Origin of the sequence: Roseovarius amoyensis (genome assembly GCF_003260265.1) — a bacterium.
In the GTDB taxonomy this organism is placed as follows: Bacteria; Pseudomonadota; Alphaproteobacteria; order Rhodobacterales; family Rhodobacteraceae; genus Roseovarius; species Roseovarius amoyensis.
Genome location: NZ_QITQ01000002.1, coordinates 54,517 through 72,815 on the forward strand (window position 1 = coordinate 54,517; position 18,299 = coordinate 72,815).

At 63.7% G+C, this 18,299-nt stretch carries 18 protein-coding genes; 10 read left to right on the forward strand and 8 right to left on the reverse strand.

Annotation, left to right across the window (positions count from 1 at the left end; translation table 11 throughout):
* Positions 1-52: 52 nt before the first annotated feature.
* Positions 53-1,654: a phosphoenolpyruvate carboxykinase gene (locus DL899_RS02140; RefSeq protein ID WP_111732131.1), complete on the reverse strand. Its 1,602-nt coding sequence runs from the start codon at positions 1,652-1,654 to the stop codon at positions 53-55.
* A 371-nt stretch (positions 1,655-2,025) separates the two neighbouring features.
* Here DL899_RS02140 and DL899_RS02145 point away from each other — a divergent pair, with 371 nt between their 5' ends.
* Genes DL899_RS02145 through DL899_RS02175 form a run of 7 tightly spaced genes read left to right on the forward strand, consistent with a single transcriptional unit; the run spans position 2,026 to position 7,516 of the window.
* Complete coding sequence (locus DL899_RS02145) at positions 2,026-2,727, forward strand: response regulator transcription factor (RefSeq protein ID WP_111732132.1); 702 nt, start codon at positions 2,026-2,028, stop codon at positions 2,725-2,727.
* On the forward strand, positions 2,727-4,445 hold the full coding sequence (locus DL899_RS02150; protein WP_111732133.1) for a sensor histidine kinase: 1,719 nt from the start codon (positions 2,727-2,729) through the stop codon (positions 4,443-4,445). The genes DL899_RS02145 and DL899_RS02150 overlap by 1 nt, the downstream gene beginning before the upstream one ends.
* 9 nt (positions 4,446-4,454) lie before the next feature.
* A complete protein-coding gene (locus DL899_RS02155) occupies positions 4,455-4,934 on the forward strand; it encodes an HPr kinase/phosphorylase (protein ID WP_111732134.1) in 480 nt (159 codons plus the stop codon).
* A gap of 16 nt (positions 4,935-4,950) precedes the next feature.
* Positions 4,951-5,886: an RNase adapter RapZ gene (rapZ, locus tag DL899_RS02160; protein WP_111732562.1), complete on the forward strand. Its 936-nt coding sequence runs from the start codon at positions 4,951-4,953 to the stop codon at positions 5,884-5,886.
* Positions 5,883-6,275 (forward strand): PTS sugar transporter subunit IIA, encoded by a 393-nt coding sequence (locus tag DL899_RS02165; RefSeq protein ID WP_111732135.1) that lies wholly within the window; start codon positions 5,883-5,885, stop codon positions 6,273-6,275. Before rapZ ends, DL899_RS02165 begins: the two co-directional genes overlap by 4 nt.
* A 27-nt stretch (positions 6,276-6,302) precedes the next feature.
* Complete coding sequence (locus DL899_RS02170) at positions 6,303-6,581, forward strand: HPr family phosphocarrier protein (RefSeq protein WP_111732136.1); 279 nt, start codon at positions 6,303-6,305, stop codon at positions 6,579-6,581.
* A gap of 32 nt (positions 6,582-6,613) precedes the next feature.
* On the forward strand, positions 6,614-7,516 hold the full coding sequence (locus tag DL899_RS02175) for a lysophospholipid acyltransferase family protein (protein WP_111732137.1): 903 nt from the start codon (positions 6,614-6,616) through the stop codon (positions 7,514-7,516).
* A 33-nt stretch (positions 7,517-7,549) separates the two neighbouring features.
* Here DL899_RS02175 and polA read toward each other — a convergent pair whose 3' ends face one another.
* The gene (gene polA, locus DL899_RS02180) at positions 7,550-10,345 is read right to left on the reverse strand and encodes a DNA polymerase I (RefSeq protein WP_111732138.1); all 2,796 of its coding nucleotides are present in this window, start codon (positions 10,343-10,345) and stop codon (positions 7,550-7,552) included.
* Positions 10,346-10,493: 148 nt separating this feature from the next.
* Complete coding sequence (locus DL899_RS02185; RefSeq protein WP_111732139.1) at positions 10,494-10,673, reverse strand: zinc-finger domain-containing protein; 180 nt, start codon at positions 10,671-10,673, stop codon at positions 10,494-10,496.
* A gap of 75 nt (positions 10,674-10,748) precedes the next feature.
* On the opposite strand from DL899_RS02185, the gene DL899_RS02190 reads away from it, so the two are divergent.
* On the forward strand, positions 10,749-11,678 hold the full coding sequence (locus DL899_RS02190) for an ABC transporter ATP-binding protein (RefSeq protein ID WP_111732140.1): 930 nt from the start codon (positions 10,749-10,751) through the stop codon (positions 11,676-11,678).
* A 9-nt stretch (positions 11,679-11,687) separates the two neighbouring features.
* Here the strand turns inward: DL899_RS02190 and DL899_RS02195 are convergent, their stop codons facing one another.
* The 3 genes from DL899_RS02195 to DL899_RS02205 all read right to left on the reverse strand — a co-directional run bounded on the left by DL899_RS02195 (position 11,688) and on the right by DL899_RS02205 (position 14,540).
* Positions 11,688-12,467 carry an ion transporter gene (locus tag DL899_RS02195; protein WP_111732141.1) on the reverse strand — a complete coding sequence of 260 codons (780 nt, stop codon included), beginning with the start codon at positions 12,465-12,467 and terminating at the stop codon, positions 11,688-11,690.
* A gap of 102 nt (positions 12,468-12,569) precedes the next feature.
* A complete protein-coding gene (locus DL899_RS02200) occupies positions 12,570-12,950 on the reverse strand; it encodes an HIT domain-containing protein (RefSeq protein WP_111732142.1) in 381 nt (126 codons plus the stop codon).
* Positions 12,951-12,962: 12 nt separating this feature from the next.
* Entirely contained in the window at positions 12,963-14,540 is a 1,578-nt protein-coding gene (locus DL899_RS02205; protein ID WP_111732143.1) for a DUF5928 domain-containing protein, read from the reverse strand.
* A gap of 149 nt (positions 14,541-14,689) precedes the next feature.
* On the opposite strand from DL899_RS02205, the gene DL899_RS02210 reads away from it, so the two are divergent.
* On the forward strand, positions 14,690-15,511 hold the full coding sequence (locus DL899_RS02210) for a sulfotransferase family protein (RefSeq protein ID WP_239494572.1): 822 nt from the start codon (positions 14,690-14,692) through the stop codon (positions 15,509-15,511).
* Between the two features lie 99 nt (positions 15,512-15,610).
* Here DL899_RS02210 and DL899_RS02215 read toward each other — a convergent pair whose 3' ends face one another.
* A complete protein-coding gene (locus tag DL899_RS02215) occupies positions 15,611-16,597 on the reverse strand; it encodes an adenosine kinase (RefSeq protein WP_111732145.1) in 987 nt (328 codons plus the stop codon).
* A complete protein-coding gene (nth, locus tag DL899_RS02220; protein ID WP_111732564.1) occupies positions 16,594-17,238 on the reverse strand; it encodes an endonuclease III in 645 nt (214 codons plus the stop codon). The genes DL899_RS02215 and nth overlap by 4 nt, the downstream gene beginning before the upstream one ends.
* Before the next feature lie 98 nt (positions 17,239-17,336).
* Between nth and DL899_RS02225 the strand changes: the two genes are divergently transcribed.
* Positions 17,337-18,221, forward strand: a complete 885-nt coding sequence (locus tag DL899_RS02225; protein ID WP_111732146.1) for a methylated-DNA--[protein]-cysteine S-methyltransferase — start codon at positions 17,337-17,339, stop codon at positions 18,219-18,221.
* Positions 18,222-18,299: the final 78 nt, after the last annotated feature.

The window sequence follows — 18,299 nt, forward strand, 5'->3', positions numbered from 1 at the left end:
CCCCGGGGCAAGCCCGGGGCGCGCGGATATTTCCGATTGAGTGCGACGCACGTTAGCTGATCGCCGCTGCCTTCACGTCGTCGTCGATGTGGGGCAGGTACTGTTCGAAGTTGTCGGCGAACATCTTGACCAGCTTCTCGGCCTGGGCGTCATAGCCGGCCGGATCGCCCCAGGTGCGCCGCGGATCGAGCAGAACCTCGGGCACGCCCGGCACATCGACCGGCACGTCAAAGCCGAAATTGGCGTCCTTGCGGAAATCCACCTTGGTCAGCGAGCCATCCAGCGCGGCGGTCAGCAGCGCGCGGGTGGCCTTGATCGGCATGCGCGAGCCGGTGCCGTAGGCGCCGCCGGTCCAGCCGGTGTTGACCAGCCAGCAGGTGGCGCCGTGCTTGGCGATCTTTTCGCGCAGCAGGTTGCCATAGGCCTCGGGGCGGCGCGGCATGAAGGGGGCGCCGAAGCAGGTTGAAAAGGTGGGCTCGGGTTCGGTCACGCCGCGTTCGGTGCCCGCGACCTTGGAGGTGAAGCCCGACAGGAAGTGATACATCGCCTGCGCCGGTGTCAGCCGGGCGATGGGCGGCAGCACGCCGAACGCATCGCAGGTCAGCATGATGATGTTCTTGGGATGCCCGCCCAGCGCGGTATCGGACGCGTTCGAGATATAATGCAGCGGATAGGCGCAGCGCATGTTGGCCGTCAGCGAGTCGTTCGCGAAGTCCAGTTCGAGCGTTTCCTCGTCAAAGACCATGTTCTCGATCACGGTGCCAAACTTTTCGGTCGTGGCATAGATTTCCGGCTCGGCCTCGGGGTCGAGGTTGATGGTCTTGGCATAGCAGCCACCCTCGAAGTTGAAGGTGCCGCGCTCGGACCAGCCATGTTCGTCGTCGCCGATCAGCACGCGTTCGGGGTCGGCCGACAGCGTGGTCTTGCCGGTGCCCGACAGGCCGAAAAAGATCGCCGTGTCCACCGGGTTGCCGCGGGCGTGGTTGGCCGAGCAGTGCATCGGCATCACACCCTTTTCGGGCAGCAGGTAGTTGAGCAGGGTAAAGACCGATTTCTTGTTCTCGCCCGCGTATTCGGTGTTACCGATCAGGATCAGCTTGCGGTCGAAATTGAGCGCGATCACCGTGTCGCTGCGGCAGTCGTGGCGCTTGGGATCGGCCTTGAAGCTGGGGCAGTTGATGACGGTGAAATCGGCAACGAAACGGTCGAGCGCCTCGCGTTCGGGACGGCGCAGCATGTGCCGGCAGAAAAGCCCATGCCAGGCCAGTTCGGTGATCATGCGGACGTTGATGGCGTGGGCGGGATCGGCGCCGCCGACCAGGTCCTGCACATGGTAGGTGCCGCCCTGCCTCATGTGGGTCAGCATGTCCTCGTACAGCCGGTCAAAGCCTTCGGGGCTCATCTCGGCGTTGTTTTCCCACCAGATCGTGTCGGCCACGCTGTCGGTCTTGACGATATGCTTGTCCTTGGGCGACCGGCCGGTGAACTTGCCGGTGGAAACCAGAAACGTGCCGCCGCGGCCAAGCTTGCCCTCGCCGTTTTGCAGCGCCGCTTCGATCAGCGCCGGTTCGATGAGGTTGTAGAGGACATTGTCCAATCCGGTGATGTCTTGATCTTCCAGCCGGAATTGCGGGTTTACCCGTCCAAATGCCATGTTTCACTTGCTCCTTGGTCGCGGTAGCCGGTCCTGGCCGGCCCAGAAATGTCGCCGCCTTCGGTCGCCAAAGGGTGCCGCGCAACGCCTTTGCAAAGGCTCTTAGCATGACGCTTTCGTCAATGAACAGGACGCTGTCGCGCAGTTAGCGCAACCAACGCCAAGTTAGCGCAACCGTGGCAAGGAACCGCCGGATCGATCGCGCGTCTGATGTGTCGCGATGTGAGTCAATTTAGCCATTGCTAAGATTTTTCCGCCTCAAATGGCCGGGGCGGGCTGGCTGATTCGCAGTTTGGGATTGATAAAATGGCCGAAAAAGGGCAGGTAGTAGAAAAAAATTGAGCAATGAGAGCGGTTAGGGGAAAAATAATATGTCAAGAATTGCCCTTGTGGACGATGACAGGAACATCCTGACATCTGTCTCGATGACACTCGAAGCCGAGGGTTTTGAGGTCGATACTTATAATGACGGGCAACAGGCGTTCGAGGCGTTCAGCAAGAAGCTGCCGGATATGGCCGTTCTTGACGTCAAGATGCCGCGCATGGACGGAATGGATCTGCTGCAGCGGCTGCGCCAGAAAACCTCGATGCCGGTCATTTTCCTGACATCGAAGGATGACGAGATCGACGAGGTGCTGGGCCTTCGCATGGGCGCGGACGATTATGTAAAGAAACCGTTTTCGCAGCGGCTCTTGGTCGAACGCATCCGCGCGCTGCTGCGCCGGCAAGAGGCGAACGCGGGCGAACTGGTCGCCGATACCGAGGAATCCAAGGTGATCGAACGCGGCCAGCTGCGGATGGACCCGCTGCGCCACGCGGTGACCTGGAAAGGCCAGGACGTATCGCTGACGGTGACGGAATTCCTGCTGTTGCAGGCGCTGGCGCAACGCCCCGGCTTTGTCAAAAGCCGCGATCAGCTGATGGATGTGGCCTATGACGACCAGGTTTACGTCGATGACCGTACGATCGACAGTCACATCAAGCGGCTGCGCAAGAAGATGCGTATGGTCGATCCGGAATTCTCGGCCATTGAGACCCTATATGGCATAGGGTACCGTTACAACGAAGAGTAATGGCTCTCGCCGAAAGGATAGACGTGCGCGACCAGTCGCTTTCGGACGACGGCGGCGTCGTTCTAGGAGATGACTTTGTAGCCCCTGAGAACGTGGTGGAGGACGAGGTCCGCATCCGTCGCGAAAAGCGTGGCTACCTGTCACGCGGCGGCGCCTCCCTGACCCGCAAGATCGTTACCTTCAACCTGATCGCGCTGAACATCCTCGCGGCGGGCATTCTCTTTCTCAACGCTTCGGGCAACGGGCTGACGCAGCAACGCGCCGATCACATTGCCGGCGAGACAGAGCTTGTCGCCGACGTGTTCGAGGCGCAGCTGCCCTCTGGCGCGCCGGTCAACCTGATGACGGGTGACGGTGTGGATGTCGCTGAAACCCTGGCCGGGATAGATTTGCGCCCCGGGGTCGAGGTGTTCGTTTTCGATACCGATGGCCGGCTGGCCGGCAAGATCGAAAGCCCCGCCGCCACGGTGGGCGAAGGCGATGGCTTTCGGACCTATATCACCGATGCGATCACCTGGGCATGGGGCCTGGTTTCGGCGCCATTTTCCACGGAAGAGCGCGGCCGCCCGATCCCGAGCGTCGAGGATCAGGTCGGGGCACTGGTGGCGCCGACGCTGGACCGGCGCACGCGCGTGATCAGTACCGGCAGGGGCGGCGGCGACGTCTTTTCGGTGGCGGTGCCCATCATGCATGGCGACACCCCCGTCGGTGTCGTGGCATTGGCCAGCGTTTCGGGCGAATTCGACCGCCTGGTGCGCGTCGAGCGCGAGCGCGTTCTGCAGATGTTCATCGTCGCCACGCTGGTTTCGGTTGGGCTGAGCCTGATCCTGGCCTCGACCATCTCGAACCCGCTGGCCGAACTGGCGGCGGCGGCCGAGGTCGGCGGTGCCCGCAACCGCAATCGTGGACGCGGCGGCCAGGGCGGGCGCATCCGAATTCCCGACCTCACCGCGCGGCCCGACGAGATCGGCCGCCTCAGCGGCGCGCTGCGGGGCATGGTCGCGGCGTTGTATCATCGGATAGATGGCAACGAACAGTTCGCGGCGGATGTCGCGCACGAGATCAAGAACCCGCTGGCGTCGCTGCGTTCGGCCGTCGGCACGCTGCGGCTGGCCAAGCGCGAGGACCAGCGCAACAAGCTGCTTGACGTGATCGAGCACGATGTTCGCCGCCTCGACCGGCTGGTCAGCGATATTTCCAACGCATCGCGGCTCGATAGCGAACTGGTGAAGGAAGAGCAGGAAAGCTTTGATCTGGTGGCGATGCTGTCAAATCTGGCCCAATACCTTGGCGAGCAGGCCGGCCAGAAAGGCATAGAGTTCGTAACCGATTTCCCGCGCGAACGGATCGTCATAACCGGGCTTGAGGCGCGGCTGGCGCAGGTGTTCGTGAACCTGATTACCAACGCCATCAGCTTTTGCGAGGATGGCGATGCGATCCGCCTTTGGGTGCGCAAGCGCGAAAACCGGGTGGTAGTCGTGGTCGAGGACACCGGCCCGGGCATCCCCGAGCAGGCGCTGACAAAGATTTTCCAGCGGTTCTATTCGCAGCGTTCTGAAAAGGAATTCGGCAACAATTCGGGTCTTGGCCTGTCGATCTCGAAACAGATCGTCGAGGCGCATGACGGCGTGATATGGGCCGAGAACATCCGCCCCACCGATGCCGATGCCACCTCTGACCCGCTTGGTGCCCGCTTTGTCGTGGGTCTGCCGGTCTGATCCGGCGCGATGGCCGGTCCCGATACCCCTGACGCCGTGCCCGCGGAATCGGCAGAGCCCCTGCCGGATGTGGGCGAACTGGTGCTGCACGCCTCTTGCGTCGCCATTGACGGGCGTGCGGTGCTGATCCGGGGGGCGTCGGGCAGCGGCAAGTCGGGTCTGGCGCTGCAACTGATGGCGCTGGGGGCCGGGCTGGTCGCCGATGACAGAACCCGGCTCTGGCGGAACGGGGCGGCGCTGATGGCCGACGCGCCGGCCACGTTGCGCGGCCGGATCGAGGCGCGCGAGGTCGGGATACTGACCGCCCCTGCGGCAGGCCCCGCCGAGGTGGTGCTTGTCGTCGACATGGATACGGTCGAGACCGACCGCCTGCCGCCGATGCGCCGCATGCCGATTCACGGTGTCGGGCTGCCGCTTGTAAGGAAATCGCATCTGGCGCATTTTCCTGCTGCGATCCTGACCTATCTGAAAGGTGGGCGCGACGCTTGAGAAAGGTCCTGACGAAATGGCGAAATCCGCAACGGCACATCCGCTGATTCTGGTGACCGGCCCCTCGGGCGCGGGCCGGACGACGGCAATTCGCGCGCTCGAGGACATGGGTTTCGAGGCGATCGACAACCTGCCGCTGTCGCTGCTGCCGCGGCTGGTGGAGGGGCACACGCCCGAGCGGCCGTTGGCGCTGGGGATAGACGTACGCAACCGCGACTTTTCCACCTTTGCCGTGATCCAGGCGATCGACAACATAACAAGCGCCGATTCGGAGCAGATGCAGGTGCTCTATCTCGATTGCCGTCCCGAAGTGCTGTTGCGCCGATTTTCAGAGACCCGCCGCCGCCATCCCCTGGCCCCGGCCGAAAGCCCGGGCGAAGGCATTCACCGTGAACTCGATCTGCTTGGGCCGATCAAGGCCAGGGCAGACGTGCTGATCGACACCTCCGAGATGTCGCCGCATGAATTGCGCGCGGAACTGGATCGCTGGTTCGCGCCCCGGGGCACGCCGCAGCTGGCGGTGACGGTGCAGTCGTTTTCCTACAAGCGCGGCCTGCCGCGCGGGCTGGACATGGTGCTGGACTGCCGTTTTTTGCGCAATCCCTACTGGGACGAGACGTTGCGCGGCCTTGACGGGCGCGACCCGCGCGTCATGGCCTTTGTCGCTGCCGATCCCCGCTATGTGCCGTTTCGTGACAGGGTTGCCGATCTGGTCAACCTTCTGCTGCCGGCCTATGAGGACGAAGGCAAGGCGTATCTGTCCATCGGCTTCGGGTGCACAGGCGGACAGCACCGCAGCGTTGTCATGACACAGACGATGGCCGAGGCCCTTGCTAAGGACGGCTGGCAGGTGTCTATAAGGCACCGCGAGTTGGAGCGAACCACCCCCCCGGCCCCGTCTGCCGTCATGGCACCGGCGGCGCGCTTGCCCAAGGAGGACGACAAGTCGTGATCGGGATTGTGATCGTGGCGCATGGCAGGCTTGCCCGCGAATATGTCCGGGCGATCGAACATGTCGTCGGCGCCCAGCCGGGCCTGCGTGCCATCACCATTGAACAGGACTATGACCGCATCTCCAAGCAGGCCGAGATTTGCGTCGCGGCCGACGAGGTGGATGCCGGCGACGGGGTCGTCGTCGTCACCGATATGTTCGGCGGCTCGCCCTCGAACCTGTCGCTCAAGGCCTGTCAGCCCAAAGGGCGGCGCATCCTGTACGGCGCGAACCTGCCGATGCTGATCAAGCTGGCCAAGAGCCGCCACCTGGACATCGCTGATGCGACACGTGCCGCCCTCGATGCCGGACGCAAATACATCGACAGCCACAACGTGTCGGCAGACTGAGCCGCAACCGACCGAAAGCGACGAGACATGAGCGATACTATCACTCGGCGATTCAATATCGTGAACGAAAAAGGGCTGCACGCCCGTGCGGCGGCCAAGCTCGTCGAAGTGGCCGAAGGGTTCGACGCCAGCGCCGAGGTCAGCCTTGACGGCCAGTCGAGCGGCGCCGATAGCATCATGGGGCTTTTGATGTTGGCAGCCTCGAAAGGAAAGACTATTGACGTGCGCGCTTGGGGGGCTGACGCTGAAGCCCTCGTCGACGCGGTAGAGGCACTCGTTGCCGACCGTTTCGGCGAGCCGATGTAGGCGCCAGCGTGGCACGGGTACGTGATACGGGGATGAACCAGGTGGCAGACCGTGCGCAGGACCATAGCCCGGACCAGACCGGCGAGACGGTCAACTTTACCAAGTATGACCGCCGCAGCCTGACCTATGCCAATTCCTTTGATTCATCGCTGACGGCGTTCACCATCCGCGCCATCGAATGGTTCACCGGCAAGTTGACGATCCTGCGCATGATCCGCGCGTTCGAACGCCGTGGCGCGCCCACCGGCCAGCCGTTCTGGCGTGCGGCGCTGGACACGATGGGCATTCCGCTGCTGACCCCGCAAGAGCAGATCGACAACATTCCCCCCGAAGGGCCGGTGGTGGTGGTGGCCAATCATCCCCACGGCCTGGTTGACGGGATGATCATGGCCGATCTGATCGGGCGGAGGCGGACGGATTACAAGATCCTCACCCGTGCCCTGCTGACCGGCATTGACGAGGTCGCGGCCTCGTACATGATCGCGGTGCCGTTTCCGCACGAACCGGATGCGCAGCGCAAATCGGTCGAGATGCGCGCCAAGGCGATGGCGCATCTGCGCGAGGGCGGGGTGATCAGCGTGTTTCCGTCTGGCGTGGTGGCGTCATCCGACACCTTGTTCGGCCCCGCAATCGAACAGGAATGGAACGTCTTTACCGCCCAGATGATCCGCCGTTCGGGCGCGCAGGTGGTGCCGGTGTATTTTCCCGGCTCCAATTCACGTCTCTACCAGATCGCCAACCGGATCTCGGCAACGCTGCGGCAGAGCTTTCTGTTGCATGAGGTGGTGCGCAGCTGCAACCGCCCGCAACGGCCGGTGGTGGGGCGCCCGGTGCCGCCAGAGCAGATGAAACTGCTGGAAACCGACCCGCGCGGTTTCATGGCCTGGCTGCGCGAGCATACGCTGTCGCTGGGTGACGAAGACAAGAAATCCTGAATACGCCCCCGGCACATAGGCCGGGGCGGGCGCTCAGTGTGCCTCGGCCCAGTTCGCGCCGCGCCCGGCATCGACGGTCAGCGGCACGTCGATGCGCACAGCCGGTTCGGCGGCGCCTTCCATCACCTCGCGCGCGGCGGCAATCAGATCGTCGGCGGCATCCTCGGCGACCTCGAACAGCAGCTCGTCATGCACCTGCAACAGCATCCGCGCCGGCATCCCCTCGATGGCGGCGGGCATGCGAATCATGGCACGGCGGATGATGTCGGCGGCGCTGCCCTGGATGGGTGCGTTGATGGCGGCGCGGCGGGCAAACCCGGCGCGCGGGCCGCGGGCTGAAATCTCGGGCGTGTGGATGCGCCGGCCAAAGAGCGTTTCGACATGCCCGTGTTCCTTGGCAAAGGCGATGGTGCTGTCCATGTAGGCGCGGATGCCGGGGAAGCGTTCGAAATAGCGGTCGATGAAGGCCTGCGCCTCGGCCCGCGGAATGCGCAGGTTACGCGCCAGACCGAAGCCCGAGATCCCATAGATGACCCCAAAATTGATCGCCTTGGCGCGGCGGCGAATGTCGGGCGTCATCTGGTCCATCGGCACGTCGAACATCTCCGACGCGGTCATGGCGTGGATGTCCAGCCCGTCGCGGAACGCCTGCTTCAGCTCGCCGATATCGGCGACATGGGCCAGGATGCGCAGCTCGATCTGGGAATAGTCGAGCGAGACCAGCACATTGCCCTTGTCGGCAATGAAGGCCTCGCGGATGCGGCGGCCCTCTTCGCTGCGCACGGGGATGTTTTGCAGGTTCGGGTCGGTCGAGGCCAGCCGCCCGGTGTTGGCCCCGGTCTGCACATAGGATGTGTGGACGCGGCCGGTCTCGGGGTGGATGTGATCCTGCAGCGCGTCGGTATAGGTCGATTTGAGCTTGGCCAGCGCGCGCCAGTCCAGCACGCGGGCGGGCAATTCGTGCTCGGTTGCCAGGTCTTCCAGCACATCGGCGCCGGTGGCCCAGGCGCCGGTCTTGCCGCGCGTGCCGCCCTCGTATCCCAACTTGTCGAACAGGATTTCACCAAGCTGCTTGGGCGAGCCCACGTTGAAGTTTTCGCCGGCAAGCTGGTGAATTTCGGCCTCCAGCGCGGCCATCTTCTGCGCGAACTTGCCGGACATGCGCGACAGTGTTCCTCGGTCGACGAGGATGCCGTCGCGCTCCATCCGGGCCAGCACCGGCACCAGCGGGCGTTCCAGCGTCTCGTAGACGGTCGTCACCCGTTCGCGGTGCAGCCGGGGCTTGAAGACATGCCACAGCCGCAGGGTGACGTCGGCATCCTCGGCGGCGTATTTCACCGCCTCGTCGACATCGACCCGGTCAAAGGTGATCGCCGACTTGCCGCCGCCCAGCAGTGACTTGATCGGAATCGGGGTGTGCGAAAGATAGCGTTCGGACAGGGTGTCCATACCGTGCCCGTGCAGCCCGGAATTGAGCGCGTAGGACAAGAGCATGGTGTCGTCGATGGGCGACACGCCCAGCCCCAGGCGGGCCAGGATCTTGGCGTCGTACTTGATGTTCTGCCCGATCTTGAGGATGGCGTCATCCTCCAGCATCGGTTTGAGGCGTTGCAGCACAGCGTCGCGGTCAAGCTGCCCCTGCACGGGCGCGTCGTTGCCGAACAGGTCGTCGGTTCCCTGGCGGTGGGCCAGCGGGATATAGCAGGCGCGCCCCGGCTCGGTCGCCAGCGACACCCCCACCAGTTCGGCCCGCATTTCGTCCAGCGAGGTGGTCTCGGTATCCACGGCGACAAAGCCCTGCGCGGAAATGCGGTTGAGCCACGCATCAAGCGCCTCCATCGTCGAGATGCGCTCATAGGCGTCGGGGTCGATGGCGGGCCAGTCGGGTGCGGCCTGTTCACCGGTCTCTGCCGCGGTGGGTTCGGGGATTGCGGGGGGCTCTACCCCCAGCGCATCGGCCACGCGTTTCGAGAGGGTGCGAAACTCCATCTCCGTCAGGAATGACAACAGCTTGTCAGGGTCGGGGTCGCGCAGTTCCAGGTCGTCGATGGTGAAATCCAGCGGCGTGTTGCAGTCGAGTTCCACCAGCTTGCGTGACAGTTCGATCTGTCCGCGGTGTTCGATCAGGGTCTGCCGGCGCTTGGGCTGGGGGATTTCCTCGGCCCGGTCCAGCAGCTCTTCGAGGGTGCCGTATTCGTTGATCAGCAGCGCCGCGGTCTTGATGCCGATGCCGGGCGCGCCGGGGATGTTGTCGACGCTGTCGCCGGCCAGGGCCTGGACGTCGACCACGCGTTCGGGCGGCACGCCGAACTTTTCCTCAACCCCTTCGACGTCGATACGGCGGTTCTTCATCGCGTCCAGCATCTCGACCCCGCCGCCGACAAGCTGCATCAGGTCCTTGTCGGAGCTGACGATGGTCACCCGTCCGCCGGCCTTGCGGGCTTGGCAGGCCAGCGTGGCGATGATGTCGTCGGCCTCATACCCTTCCAGTTCCTTGGCAGGGATGTTGAAGGCCTCGCTGGCGGCGCGCGTCAGCGGGATCTGCGGGCGCAGATCGGCCGGCATTTCGTCGCGGTTGGCCTTGTAGGCATCATAAAGGTCGTTGCGAAAGGTGTGGCTGCCCTTGTCAAAGATCACCGCGACATGGGTGGGTGCGTCGTTGCCGTGGTCGCTGTTGATATAGCGCTGCAGCATGTTGCAGAACCCGGCAACCGCGCCGATGGGCAACCCGTCGGATTTGCGCGTCAGCGGCGGCAGCGCGTGGTAGGCGCGAAAGACAAAGGATGACCCGTCGATAAGATGCAGATGGCAGCCCTTGCCGAATGTCATGATGCGCCCCCCTTGCCCGATGATTCATGTTGGCCGGCATTGCCGGGTATGCCACGTCGCACCGCCCCGGACCAGTATGCGGGCAACGATGCGGGCCGGGGCGTTGCCGCCGCCGGGCACCGGGATCAGGCCGCGCCGGGGTGCGGCGTCAGACCTTGCCCTCGAAATCGCGGTGGATGATCCGGGCGTCGCAATAGGGGCATTCGACCCAGCCGGTTTCGCGCGGAATCCACAGCCAGACACGCGGATGCCCCAACGCGCCCTCGCCGCCGTCGCAGGCGATGCGGTAGCTGTCGGCGATCCGGGTTTCAGGGGCCTTTGTCACCATCTGGCAGTTTCCTTTTCCGCTCCGGTCATCTAGGTGCGAATATGAGCGATCGCAAGCGCGGGGGCAAGAGCGGCCATGAGCGGAAACGCAGTCGAAATCCAAGGACTGACCAAGGTTTATCGCGGGCGCAAGGGCGAGCCAGAGAAACATGCGCTGCGCGGGATTGATCTGACGATACCCGCCGGCTGTGTTTTCGGGCTGCTGGGGCCCAACGGGGCGGGCAAGTCGACGCTGATCAACATCCTGGCGGGGCTGGTGGTCAAGACCTCGGGAAAGGTCACGATCTGGGGGTTCGACCAGGACGTGAACCCGCGCCAGAGCCGCGCCGCCATCGGGGTGATGCCGCAAGAGTTGAACCTCGATGCGTTTTTCAGCCCGCGCCAGGCGCTTGAGGTGCAGGCGGGGCTGTATGGCGTGCCGAAATCGCAGCGGCGCACCGACGAGATTCTCGCGCTGGTGGGGCTGCAGGACAAGGCCCACGCCTATGCCCGCACGCTGAGCGGGGGCATGCGCCGGCGGCTGCTGCTGGCCAAGGCACTGGTGCATCACCCCGCGGTGCTGGTGCTGGACGAGCCGACAGCGGGCGTCGATATCGAATTGCGCCGAATGCTGTGGGACAATGTCCGCCGCCTGAACGCCGAGGGGATGACCATCGTTCTGACCACGCACTACCTGGAAGAGGCCGAGGAGATGTGCGACCAGATCGCCATCATCAACCACGGCCAGCTTGTGGCGCAGGATACGACCCAGGCCCTGCTGGGGCGCTTTGACGCCAAGACCATGCTGATCCGCCCCGAGGAGCCGCCCGAACGCCTGCCTCATGCCGAGGGGCTGGAGGTCGAGGCCAAGGCCGACGGAACGCTGGCAATCACCTATCAGACCAGCCGCACCAGCGCCGAAGAGGTGCTGGCCGCAGTGCGCGACGCCGGGGTGCGCATCAATGATGTGCGCACCGAACAGGCCGACCTTGAGGACGTGTTCCTGGAACTGACCAGGGCGGATTGACGGTTTCGGTCAGTCCCGGCGCCGCTCTGCCAGCAGTTCCTCGATCCGTTCCAGCCGTGTCAGCACGTCGTCGCGGTAGGTGTCGGTGCGCTCGGCGTCCTCGGCATGGTGGGCGTCCTGCATCGAATTGACGATGAGGCCGACAACCAGGTTCACAACTGCAAAGGTGGTCACCAGGATGAAGGGAACAAAGAACGCCCAGGCGTGGGCATAGGTTTCCATCACCGGGCGGACGATGCCCATCGACCAGGATTCCAGCGTCATGATCTGAAACAGCGAATAGGCCGACCGCCCGATGGTGCCGAACCAGTCGGGAAAGGCCGCACCAAAGAGCTTGGTCGCCATCACCGAGCCGATGTAGAAAATAAGGCCCATCAGCAGAAAGACCGACCCCATCCCAGGCAGGGCGTTCATCAGCCCTTCGACCACGCGGCGCAGCGAGGGCGTGACCGACAGCACCCGCAGCAGCCGCAGGATGCGCAGTGCGCGCAGCACCGACAGCCCCTGACCGGCGGGCACCAGCGCGATGCCGACGATCACGAAGTCGAAGATGTTCCAGCCATCGCGAAAAAAGCCCGGCCCGCGGGCAAAGAGCTTGAGCGCGATCTCGGCGACGAAGATCGCCAGGCAGATCTGGTCGAGCAGTTCGATCACCGGCCCCGCCGCCGCCATCACGGTTTGCGATGTCTCCAGCCCCAGGACGGCGGCGTTGAACAGGATGACGCCGAGAATGAAGTTCCGAAACAGTGGGTGGCCGACAAGGGTGCCGACCCTGGCGCGCAGGGACATGGGGGCAAGATCCGGTTGCTGGGGCATGTGCTGGGATATGGGGGCAGGAGTCGTGGCGGCAAGATGCCGCCGCGCCGTTGGTGGCGATGTCCTGCCGTGGCCTCAGGTCTTGGGCAGCATCAGCCCCAGATTGCAGCCGCCAAGGATGTGCAGGTGATAGTGCGGCACGTCCTGCAAACCGTTCTTGCCCGCATTCGCCAGCACGCGGAAACCGTCGCCGCCATCGCCCGGGCTGACCTTGGTCATGCCGCAGATTTTGGCGGTGGCGCGCATGAAATCGACCAGCTCCGCATCGGATGCGTCGGCGGCGAAATGATCGTGGCACACATAGGCCCCTTTGGGGATGACCAACACATGCACCGGCGCCAGCGGCTGGATGTCGTTGAAGGCTAGCGTGTGCTCGGTCTCCAGCACGGTATCGTTGGGTATCTCGCCGCGCAGGATCTTGGCAAAGACGTTCTGGTCATCATAGACGTATGGCATGAGGTATCGGCCTTAATCAGCAAACAATTCAGGTGTCTGTGTGATCTCTAGCGCCTTTTCCGGCGGGATATCAAGGAACTGCGCGATCTGGGGCGCATTTTCCTCGGGCGTATCCCATTCCTTGATCATCATGTGGTTTTCGAACTCGGCATCGCGGATGCGATCGCGTTCATAGATCATGTCGCCGCGCACGGTGGGCAGCAGCCGTTCCCATGTCGCGTCGGAGGTCTGTTCGCCGGCCAGGCCGACCCTTTTGCAATGGCCGATGAGGTAGCTGTCGGTAAAGGTGCACTGCACCTCCAGCATGCGTGTCGTCGCCCGGTCGCCCGCGAAATCCTGCATCAGGTCCAGGTTGGAGGGGTCCAGGCAGATGATCAGCCGGTCGGTTTCGAAATAGTCGAACAGCATGCGCATCAGCGCCCGGCGATGGCGGTGGCGTTTTTCCAGCGTCGACTGGATGCCGCCCAGATCGGGCAGCGGCGTGTTCTCTTCGTTGAAGAGATAGTCGATGGTGGGCATGTTGGCGACGTGCTTGATCCGCCCCAGCAGGCGTTTGGCGACGTGCCATTTCTTGCAGATCACGATCATCAGCTCGCGCCGGCGACCCAGGGTACTTTCCTCTTCCCAGAAGCGGCTGGCAAAGCGGCGGCCGATGCGGCCCCGCCCGGTGAGAAAGTTGTAAAGATTGCGCCCCTCGCCCGAAATCTGGAATGTCGCGTTGCCGTCGGCGTAAAGCGTGCCGAGCCGCTGCTTGAGTTCCGTCGCCTCGGGGCTGATCTTGCGCGCGAACAGGGCATCCTGGCTGAGCAGCAGGTCGTAATGGTCGTTGTAGAACGTCACCGGCATCCCGTAATCGGTGAACATCAGGAATGTCAGGGTGCGGGTGCGGATCTGCGTTTCGGGCACCAGATGGCGCACAAGCGTCTGAAAGAACGTCTCGTCGGGGATCCAGGTGGTGCGAAAAAACCGCGTCACGTCGCGGCGCTGGCGGATGAAATCCAAAATCGCTTCGACGGTGCGGCGGCGCAGGCACCACCACTGGCTGCCGATCTGGATCTGCAGATCGGCGGGAATGGCGCGCGACAGCCCCAGCCGTTTTTGCAGGTTGTAGGCGGCGTAAAAACGCCGGGTCTGGGTGCGTTCGTTGAAATAGTGACGATAGATCAGCCGGTCTTCCTTGATCCCGGTCTTGATCCAGTCGCTTTCGAAGAAATCGAAGCTTTCGATGTAATCGACGTCTTCGGCATCCAGGAAATCATGCGCGTAGGCCGCGGATTTCACCGCCATGCAGTCGCCCGACAGCATGTAGAAATGCGTGGCGCGCGGAAACTTTTTGGTCGCGGCCTCGATCGCGTGCAGCGTTGCTTGCACCAGCGACCATTCCCCCCAGCCACATCGAACACGGCGGCGCGCGAAGGTGACGTTGGGGTTGTCGGCCAGCGCGTCCTTGATCCGCTTGAAATCCTCTGGTCGGGCGCGGGCGTCGAAATGAATCGACATATAGTCGCCTGCGGCGGTCAGCATCCGCGCCTGGCGGATGATGGCCTCCGGGTCTTTGTGACACAGCAGTATGAACGCGATTCTTGCCATGCGCGAAACGGCCTACCCCGATTTGTCTTTATTGTTTACATTGATAGCCATGAACGCGGATTGAAGAAACCTCCTTCCGCGCGGGTTTTCTACGGGTTACAAATCCTGAGTCCGAATAACAGGGCTGGCTGAGGCAGGAGAGACGAGAAATGGGCGGATTCCCGGGCACATGGATGACCGAAAGCGAAAGCGTCATCTACCGCGTGGTGCCCAAATGCGCCTGTTCCACGATCGGGCAGGTGCTGTACTATTCCGATCACGGCGAGTTCTTTGACGGCGACATTCACGATGCCGAAAACGGGCTGCACAAATGGGCGCGCGAGGACAGCCAGGACCTGATCCGCGCCAATGTGCAGGCACAGGACACCTATGCCTTTACCTGCGTGCGCAATCCCTACACGCGCATCCTGTCCAGCTTTTTCGACAAGATCTGTGGTATTCAGCGCAACGGCCGGCGCTATCGCGGCAAGCTGGTGCCGCTGCTGATCCAGAAATACGGCATCGAGGTCGGCGGCGAGGACGGCAAGCAGGAATTCGACCAGATCCGCAGCTTTCGCCGGTTTCTGCTGTTCGCCCGCGACACCATCCGCTGGCGCCGCCCGATGGATCCCGACATCCACTGGTCGGCGATGTCGGGGCATGTATCGACGTTCATCGTCAATGGCGGACGCTACAACACCATCTTCTGGACCGAAAAGTTCAACGATGGCATGCAAGAGGTGCTGGACGCCGTCGAGACCCCGAAAAAGGTCGATCTCAAGAAAATTCCGCGTTTCAACGAAAGCGCCGGCCACGGGCCACAGCGCGCGCATCCGGTCGAGGATTATTTTGACGACCTGTCGATGCACCTGGTCTATGAAATCTACAAGCGCGATTTCGAGCTGTTCAAATACGATTTCGAAAACCCGGCCAACAAGATGCCGACCGGAGAGATCGATTTGGAAGAAGTGCACGCCAAGCTGGGTGAATAGCGTCCGAGGGGCAAGGGTGCTGCCACTCTTGCCCCTGGTGGTACCATGGGCAATTCACCCCAGGGCATTCTCAATGGGATAAAAACGGGAAGCCGTGGGTCAGATCAGGCCTTCGGCCGCGAACATGTCCCTGACGCTGGCCTCGGGGCGCGCGCCGTAATGGCCGATGACCTCGGCCGCGGCGATACAGCCCATGCGGCCCGAAACCGCCAGCGGTTTGCCGGTGGCCATGCCATACAGGAAACCGGCAGCGAACTGGTCGCCCGCGCCGGTGGCATCGATGGGGGTGACGGTCTGCACCGGCACTGTCACCGTCTTGCCGCCCTCGACCAGCACCACGTCGTGGCCCGAGCGGGTGCAGACGATGGTGCCGCTCTCCTCTGCCGCCCGTTCCAACGCCGCGCCCAGGTCTTCGGTCTGGTAGAGCGATTTCCATTCGTGTTCGTTGCCGATCACGAAATCCAGCTCGCGCACCAGCGCGCGGAAATCATCGCGGTGCCGGTCGACGCAGAACGGGTCGGACAGGGTGATGCCCGCCTGTCCGCCACCCGCGCGCGCCGCCCGCGCGGCCGACATAAACGCCGCCTTGCCCTTGTCCTTGTCAAAGAGATAGCCCTCAAGAAACAGCAGCCCGGCGTTGCCGGCCACGGCGTCGTTGACGTCGTCCGGCCCCAGCTCGGTCGAGATGCCAAGGTAGGTGTTCATCGACCGCTCGCCATCGGGGGTGACGAAGATCATCGAGCGCGAGGTCGGCAACTCGCCCCCGTTGGCGGGCGCATTGATGAATTCCGTGCCGGTGCCGGCCATATCGGCCGCATAGCTGCGCCCGGTCTCGTCGTCGCACACCCGCCCGATAAAGGCGGTGGACAGCCCCAGCGCCCCAAGCCCGGCGATGCTGTTGGCCACCGACCCGCCGGCGACCTGGCGGCGCTCCTGCATGTTTTCCAGCAGGAATTCGGCGCGCTCGGCGCCGATCAGCTGCATCACGCCCTTTTCTATGCCCATCCGGGCGAGAAAGCGGTCGTCGCAGGGCGAGATGATATCGACAACGGCATTGCCGATGCCAACGGCTTGGTAGCGGGTCATAAATTCTTGTCCTCGTATTGGCAGAGATCGCGGATAATGCAGGTGCCGCAGGCGGGCTTGCGCGCCCGGCAGGTATAGCGGCCATGCAGGATCAGCCAGTGATGGGCGTGCAGCTGGTAATCCACCGGCACGTTGTCCTCTATCGCGCGTTCGACGGCGATCACGTCCTTTCCCGGGGCGATGCCGGTGCGGTTGCCGACGCGAAAGATGTGGGTGTCGACCGCCTGCGCCGGGTGGTGCCACCACATGTTCAGCACCACGTTCGCGGTCTTGCGTCCCACCCCCGGCAACGATTGCAGCGCGGCGCGGGAATTGGGTACGTCGCCGCCATATTCATCGACCAGGATGCGTGACAGCTTGATCACGTTGCGAGCCTTGTTGCGGTACAGCCCGATGGTGCGGATATGTTCGGTCAGCCCTTCTTCGCCCAGCGCCAGCATCTTTTCGGGCGTGTCGGCGATGGGGAACAGCGCGCGCGTGGCCTTGTTGACGCCGACATCGGTTGCCTGAGCCGACAGTGCCACCGCGACCAGCAGGGTAAAGGCGTTGACATGCTCCAGCTCCCCCTTGGGTTCGGGGTCGGCGGCTTTGAAGCGCGCGAAGGTCTCGCGCATCGCGTGATAGTCGAGCTGGCTGGCCATGGCGCCTGTCATGCCCGCATTCGCGCCAATGCGCAATATTCGGGTCGCGGGGTGCCGGGCGGCACGTTAGATTTGGTGGTGAAAGAGGGGATGCCGCGATGAATGCCGAACCGCAGTCGAGCTATCATTACCAGGTCATGCGTCGTGCGATCGACCGGATCGACCGTGCCGGAGGTACGTTGTCGCTGGGCGATCTTGCCGCCGAAATGCAGATGAGCCCGGCCCATTTCCAGCGGTTGTTTTCGCAATGGGCAGGGGTGTCTCCGAAACGGTACCAGCAATACCTGACGCTGGGCCACGCCAAGGCGCTGCTGGCCGAGCGGTCCACCACGCTGGCGACGGCGCATGAGGTGGGGCTGTCGGGGTCGGGGCGACTGCACGATCTGTTCCTGCGCTGGGAGGCGATGAGCCCGGGCGACTATGCCCGGGGTGGCGAGGGGCTGATCATCCGCTGGGGTTGGTTCGACACGCCTTTCGGGCGGGCGCTGGTGATGGGCACAGACAGGGGCATCTGCGCCATCGCATTCGCCGAAGAGGTGGGCGAGGCGCAGGCGCTGGCCGACCTGACCGGGCGCTGGCCGCGGGCGCAATATGTCGAAGACCCCGAACCGCTGCGCGACTGGGTGGCGGCGGCCTTTGTCGACGGGGCCGGCCAGCGGTGCGAAATGTCGCTGCACCTGATCGGCGCGCCCTTTCAGATCAAGGTGTGGGAGGCGCTGCTGGCGGTGCCCTCGGGGCAGGTCACGACCTATTCCGAGATCGCCCGCGCCATCGGCCATCCGCGCGCAGTGCGCGCCGTGGGCACGGCGGTGGGGCGCAACCCGATCAGTTTCCTCATCCCCTGTCATAGGGCGCTGCGCAAATCGGGCGGGCTGGGCGGCTATCACTGGGGGCTGCCGGTCAAGCGCGCCATGCTGGCGTGGGAGGCGGCGCGCGCAGACGCGGCCATACCAGGGGCCGAAACCGCCGCAAGCGGCGCCTGACGGCGGATTTTCGGGATGCGCGCCTGAATTTGGGCGGGATTGCGCCGATATATTCGGGCTTTGGTCTTGGGAACGGGC

Bases quoted from the DNA above. Each gene is read 5' to 3' on its own strand.
- DL899_RS02140 (WP_111732131.1), bottom strand. From the start codon at position 1,654: ATGGCATTTGGACGGGTAAACCCGCAATTCCGGCTGGAAGATCAAGAC.
- DL899_RS02145 (WP_111732132.1), top strand. From the start codon at position 2,026: ATGTCAAGAATTGCCCTTGTGGACGATGACAGGAACATCCTGACATCT.
- DL899_RS02150 (WP_111732133.1), top strand. From the start codon at position 2,727: ATGGCTCTCGCCGAAAGGATAGACGTGCGCGACCAGTCGCTTTCGGAC.
- DL899_RS02155 (WP_111732134.1), top strand. From the start codon at position 4,455: ATGGCCGGTCCCGATACCCCTGACGCCGTGCCCGCGGAATCGGCAGAG.
- rapZ (WP_111732562.1), top strand. From the start codon at position 4,951: ATGGCGAAATCCGCAACGGCACATCCGCTGATTCTGGTGACCGGCCCC.
- DL899_RS02170 (WP_111732136.1), top strand. From the start codon at position 6,303: ATGAGCGATACTATCACTCGGCGATTCAATATCGTGAACGAAAAAGGG.
- DL899_RS02175 (WP_111732137.1), top strand. From the start codon at position 6,614: ATGAACCAGGTGGCAGACCGTGCGCAGGACCATAGCCCGGACCAGACC.
- polA (WP_111732138.1), bottom strand. From the start codon at position 10,345: ATGACATTCGGCAAGGGCTGCCATCTGCATCTTATCGACGGGTCATCC.
- DL899_RS02185 (WP_111732139.1), bottom strand. From the start codon at position 10,673: ATGGTGACAAAGGCCCCTGAAACCCGGATCGCCGACAGCTACCGCATC.
- DL899_RS02190 (WP_111732140.1), top strand. From the start codon at position 10,749: ATGAGCGGAAACGCAGTCGAAATCCAAGGACTGACCAAGGTTTATCGC.
- DL899_RS02195 (WP_111732141.1), bottom strand. From the start codon at position 12,467: ATGTCCCTGCGCGCCAGGGTCGGCACCCTTGTCGGCCACCCACTGTTT.
- DL899_RS02200 (WP_111732142.1), bottom strand. From the start codon at position 12,950: ATGCCATACGTCTATGATGACCAGAACGTCTTTGCCAAGATCCTGCGC.
- DL899_RS02205 (WP_111732143.1), bottom strand. From the start codon at position 14,540: ATGGCAAGAATCGCGTTCATACTGCTGTGTCACAAAGACCCGGAGGCC.
- DL899_RS02210 (WP_239494572.1), top strand. From the start codon at position 14,690: ATGGGCGGATTCCCGGGCACATGGATGACCGAAAGCGAAAGCGTCATC.
- DL899_RS02215 (WP_111732145.1), bottom strand. From the start codon at position 16,597: ATGACCCGCTACCAAGCCGTTGGCATCGGCAATGCCGTTGTCGATATC.
- nth (WP_111732564.1), bottom strand. From the start codon at position 17,238: ATGGCCAGCCAGCTCGACTATCACGCGATGCGCGAGACCTTCGCGCGC.
- DL899_RS02225 (WP_111732146.1), top strand. From the start codon at position 17,337: ATGAATGCCGAACCGCAGTCGAGCTATCATTACCAGGTCATGCGTCGT.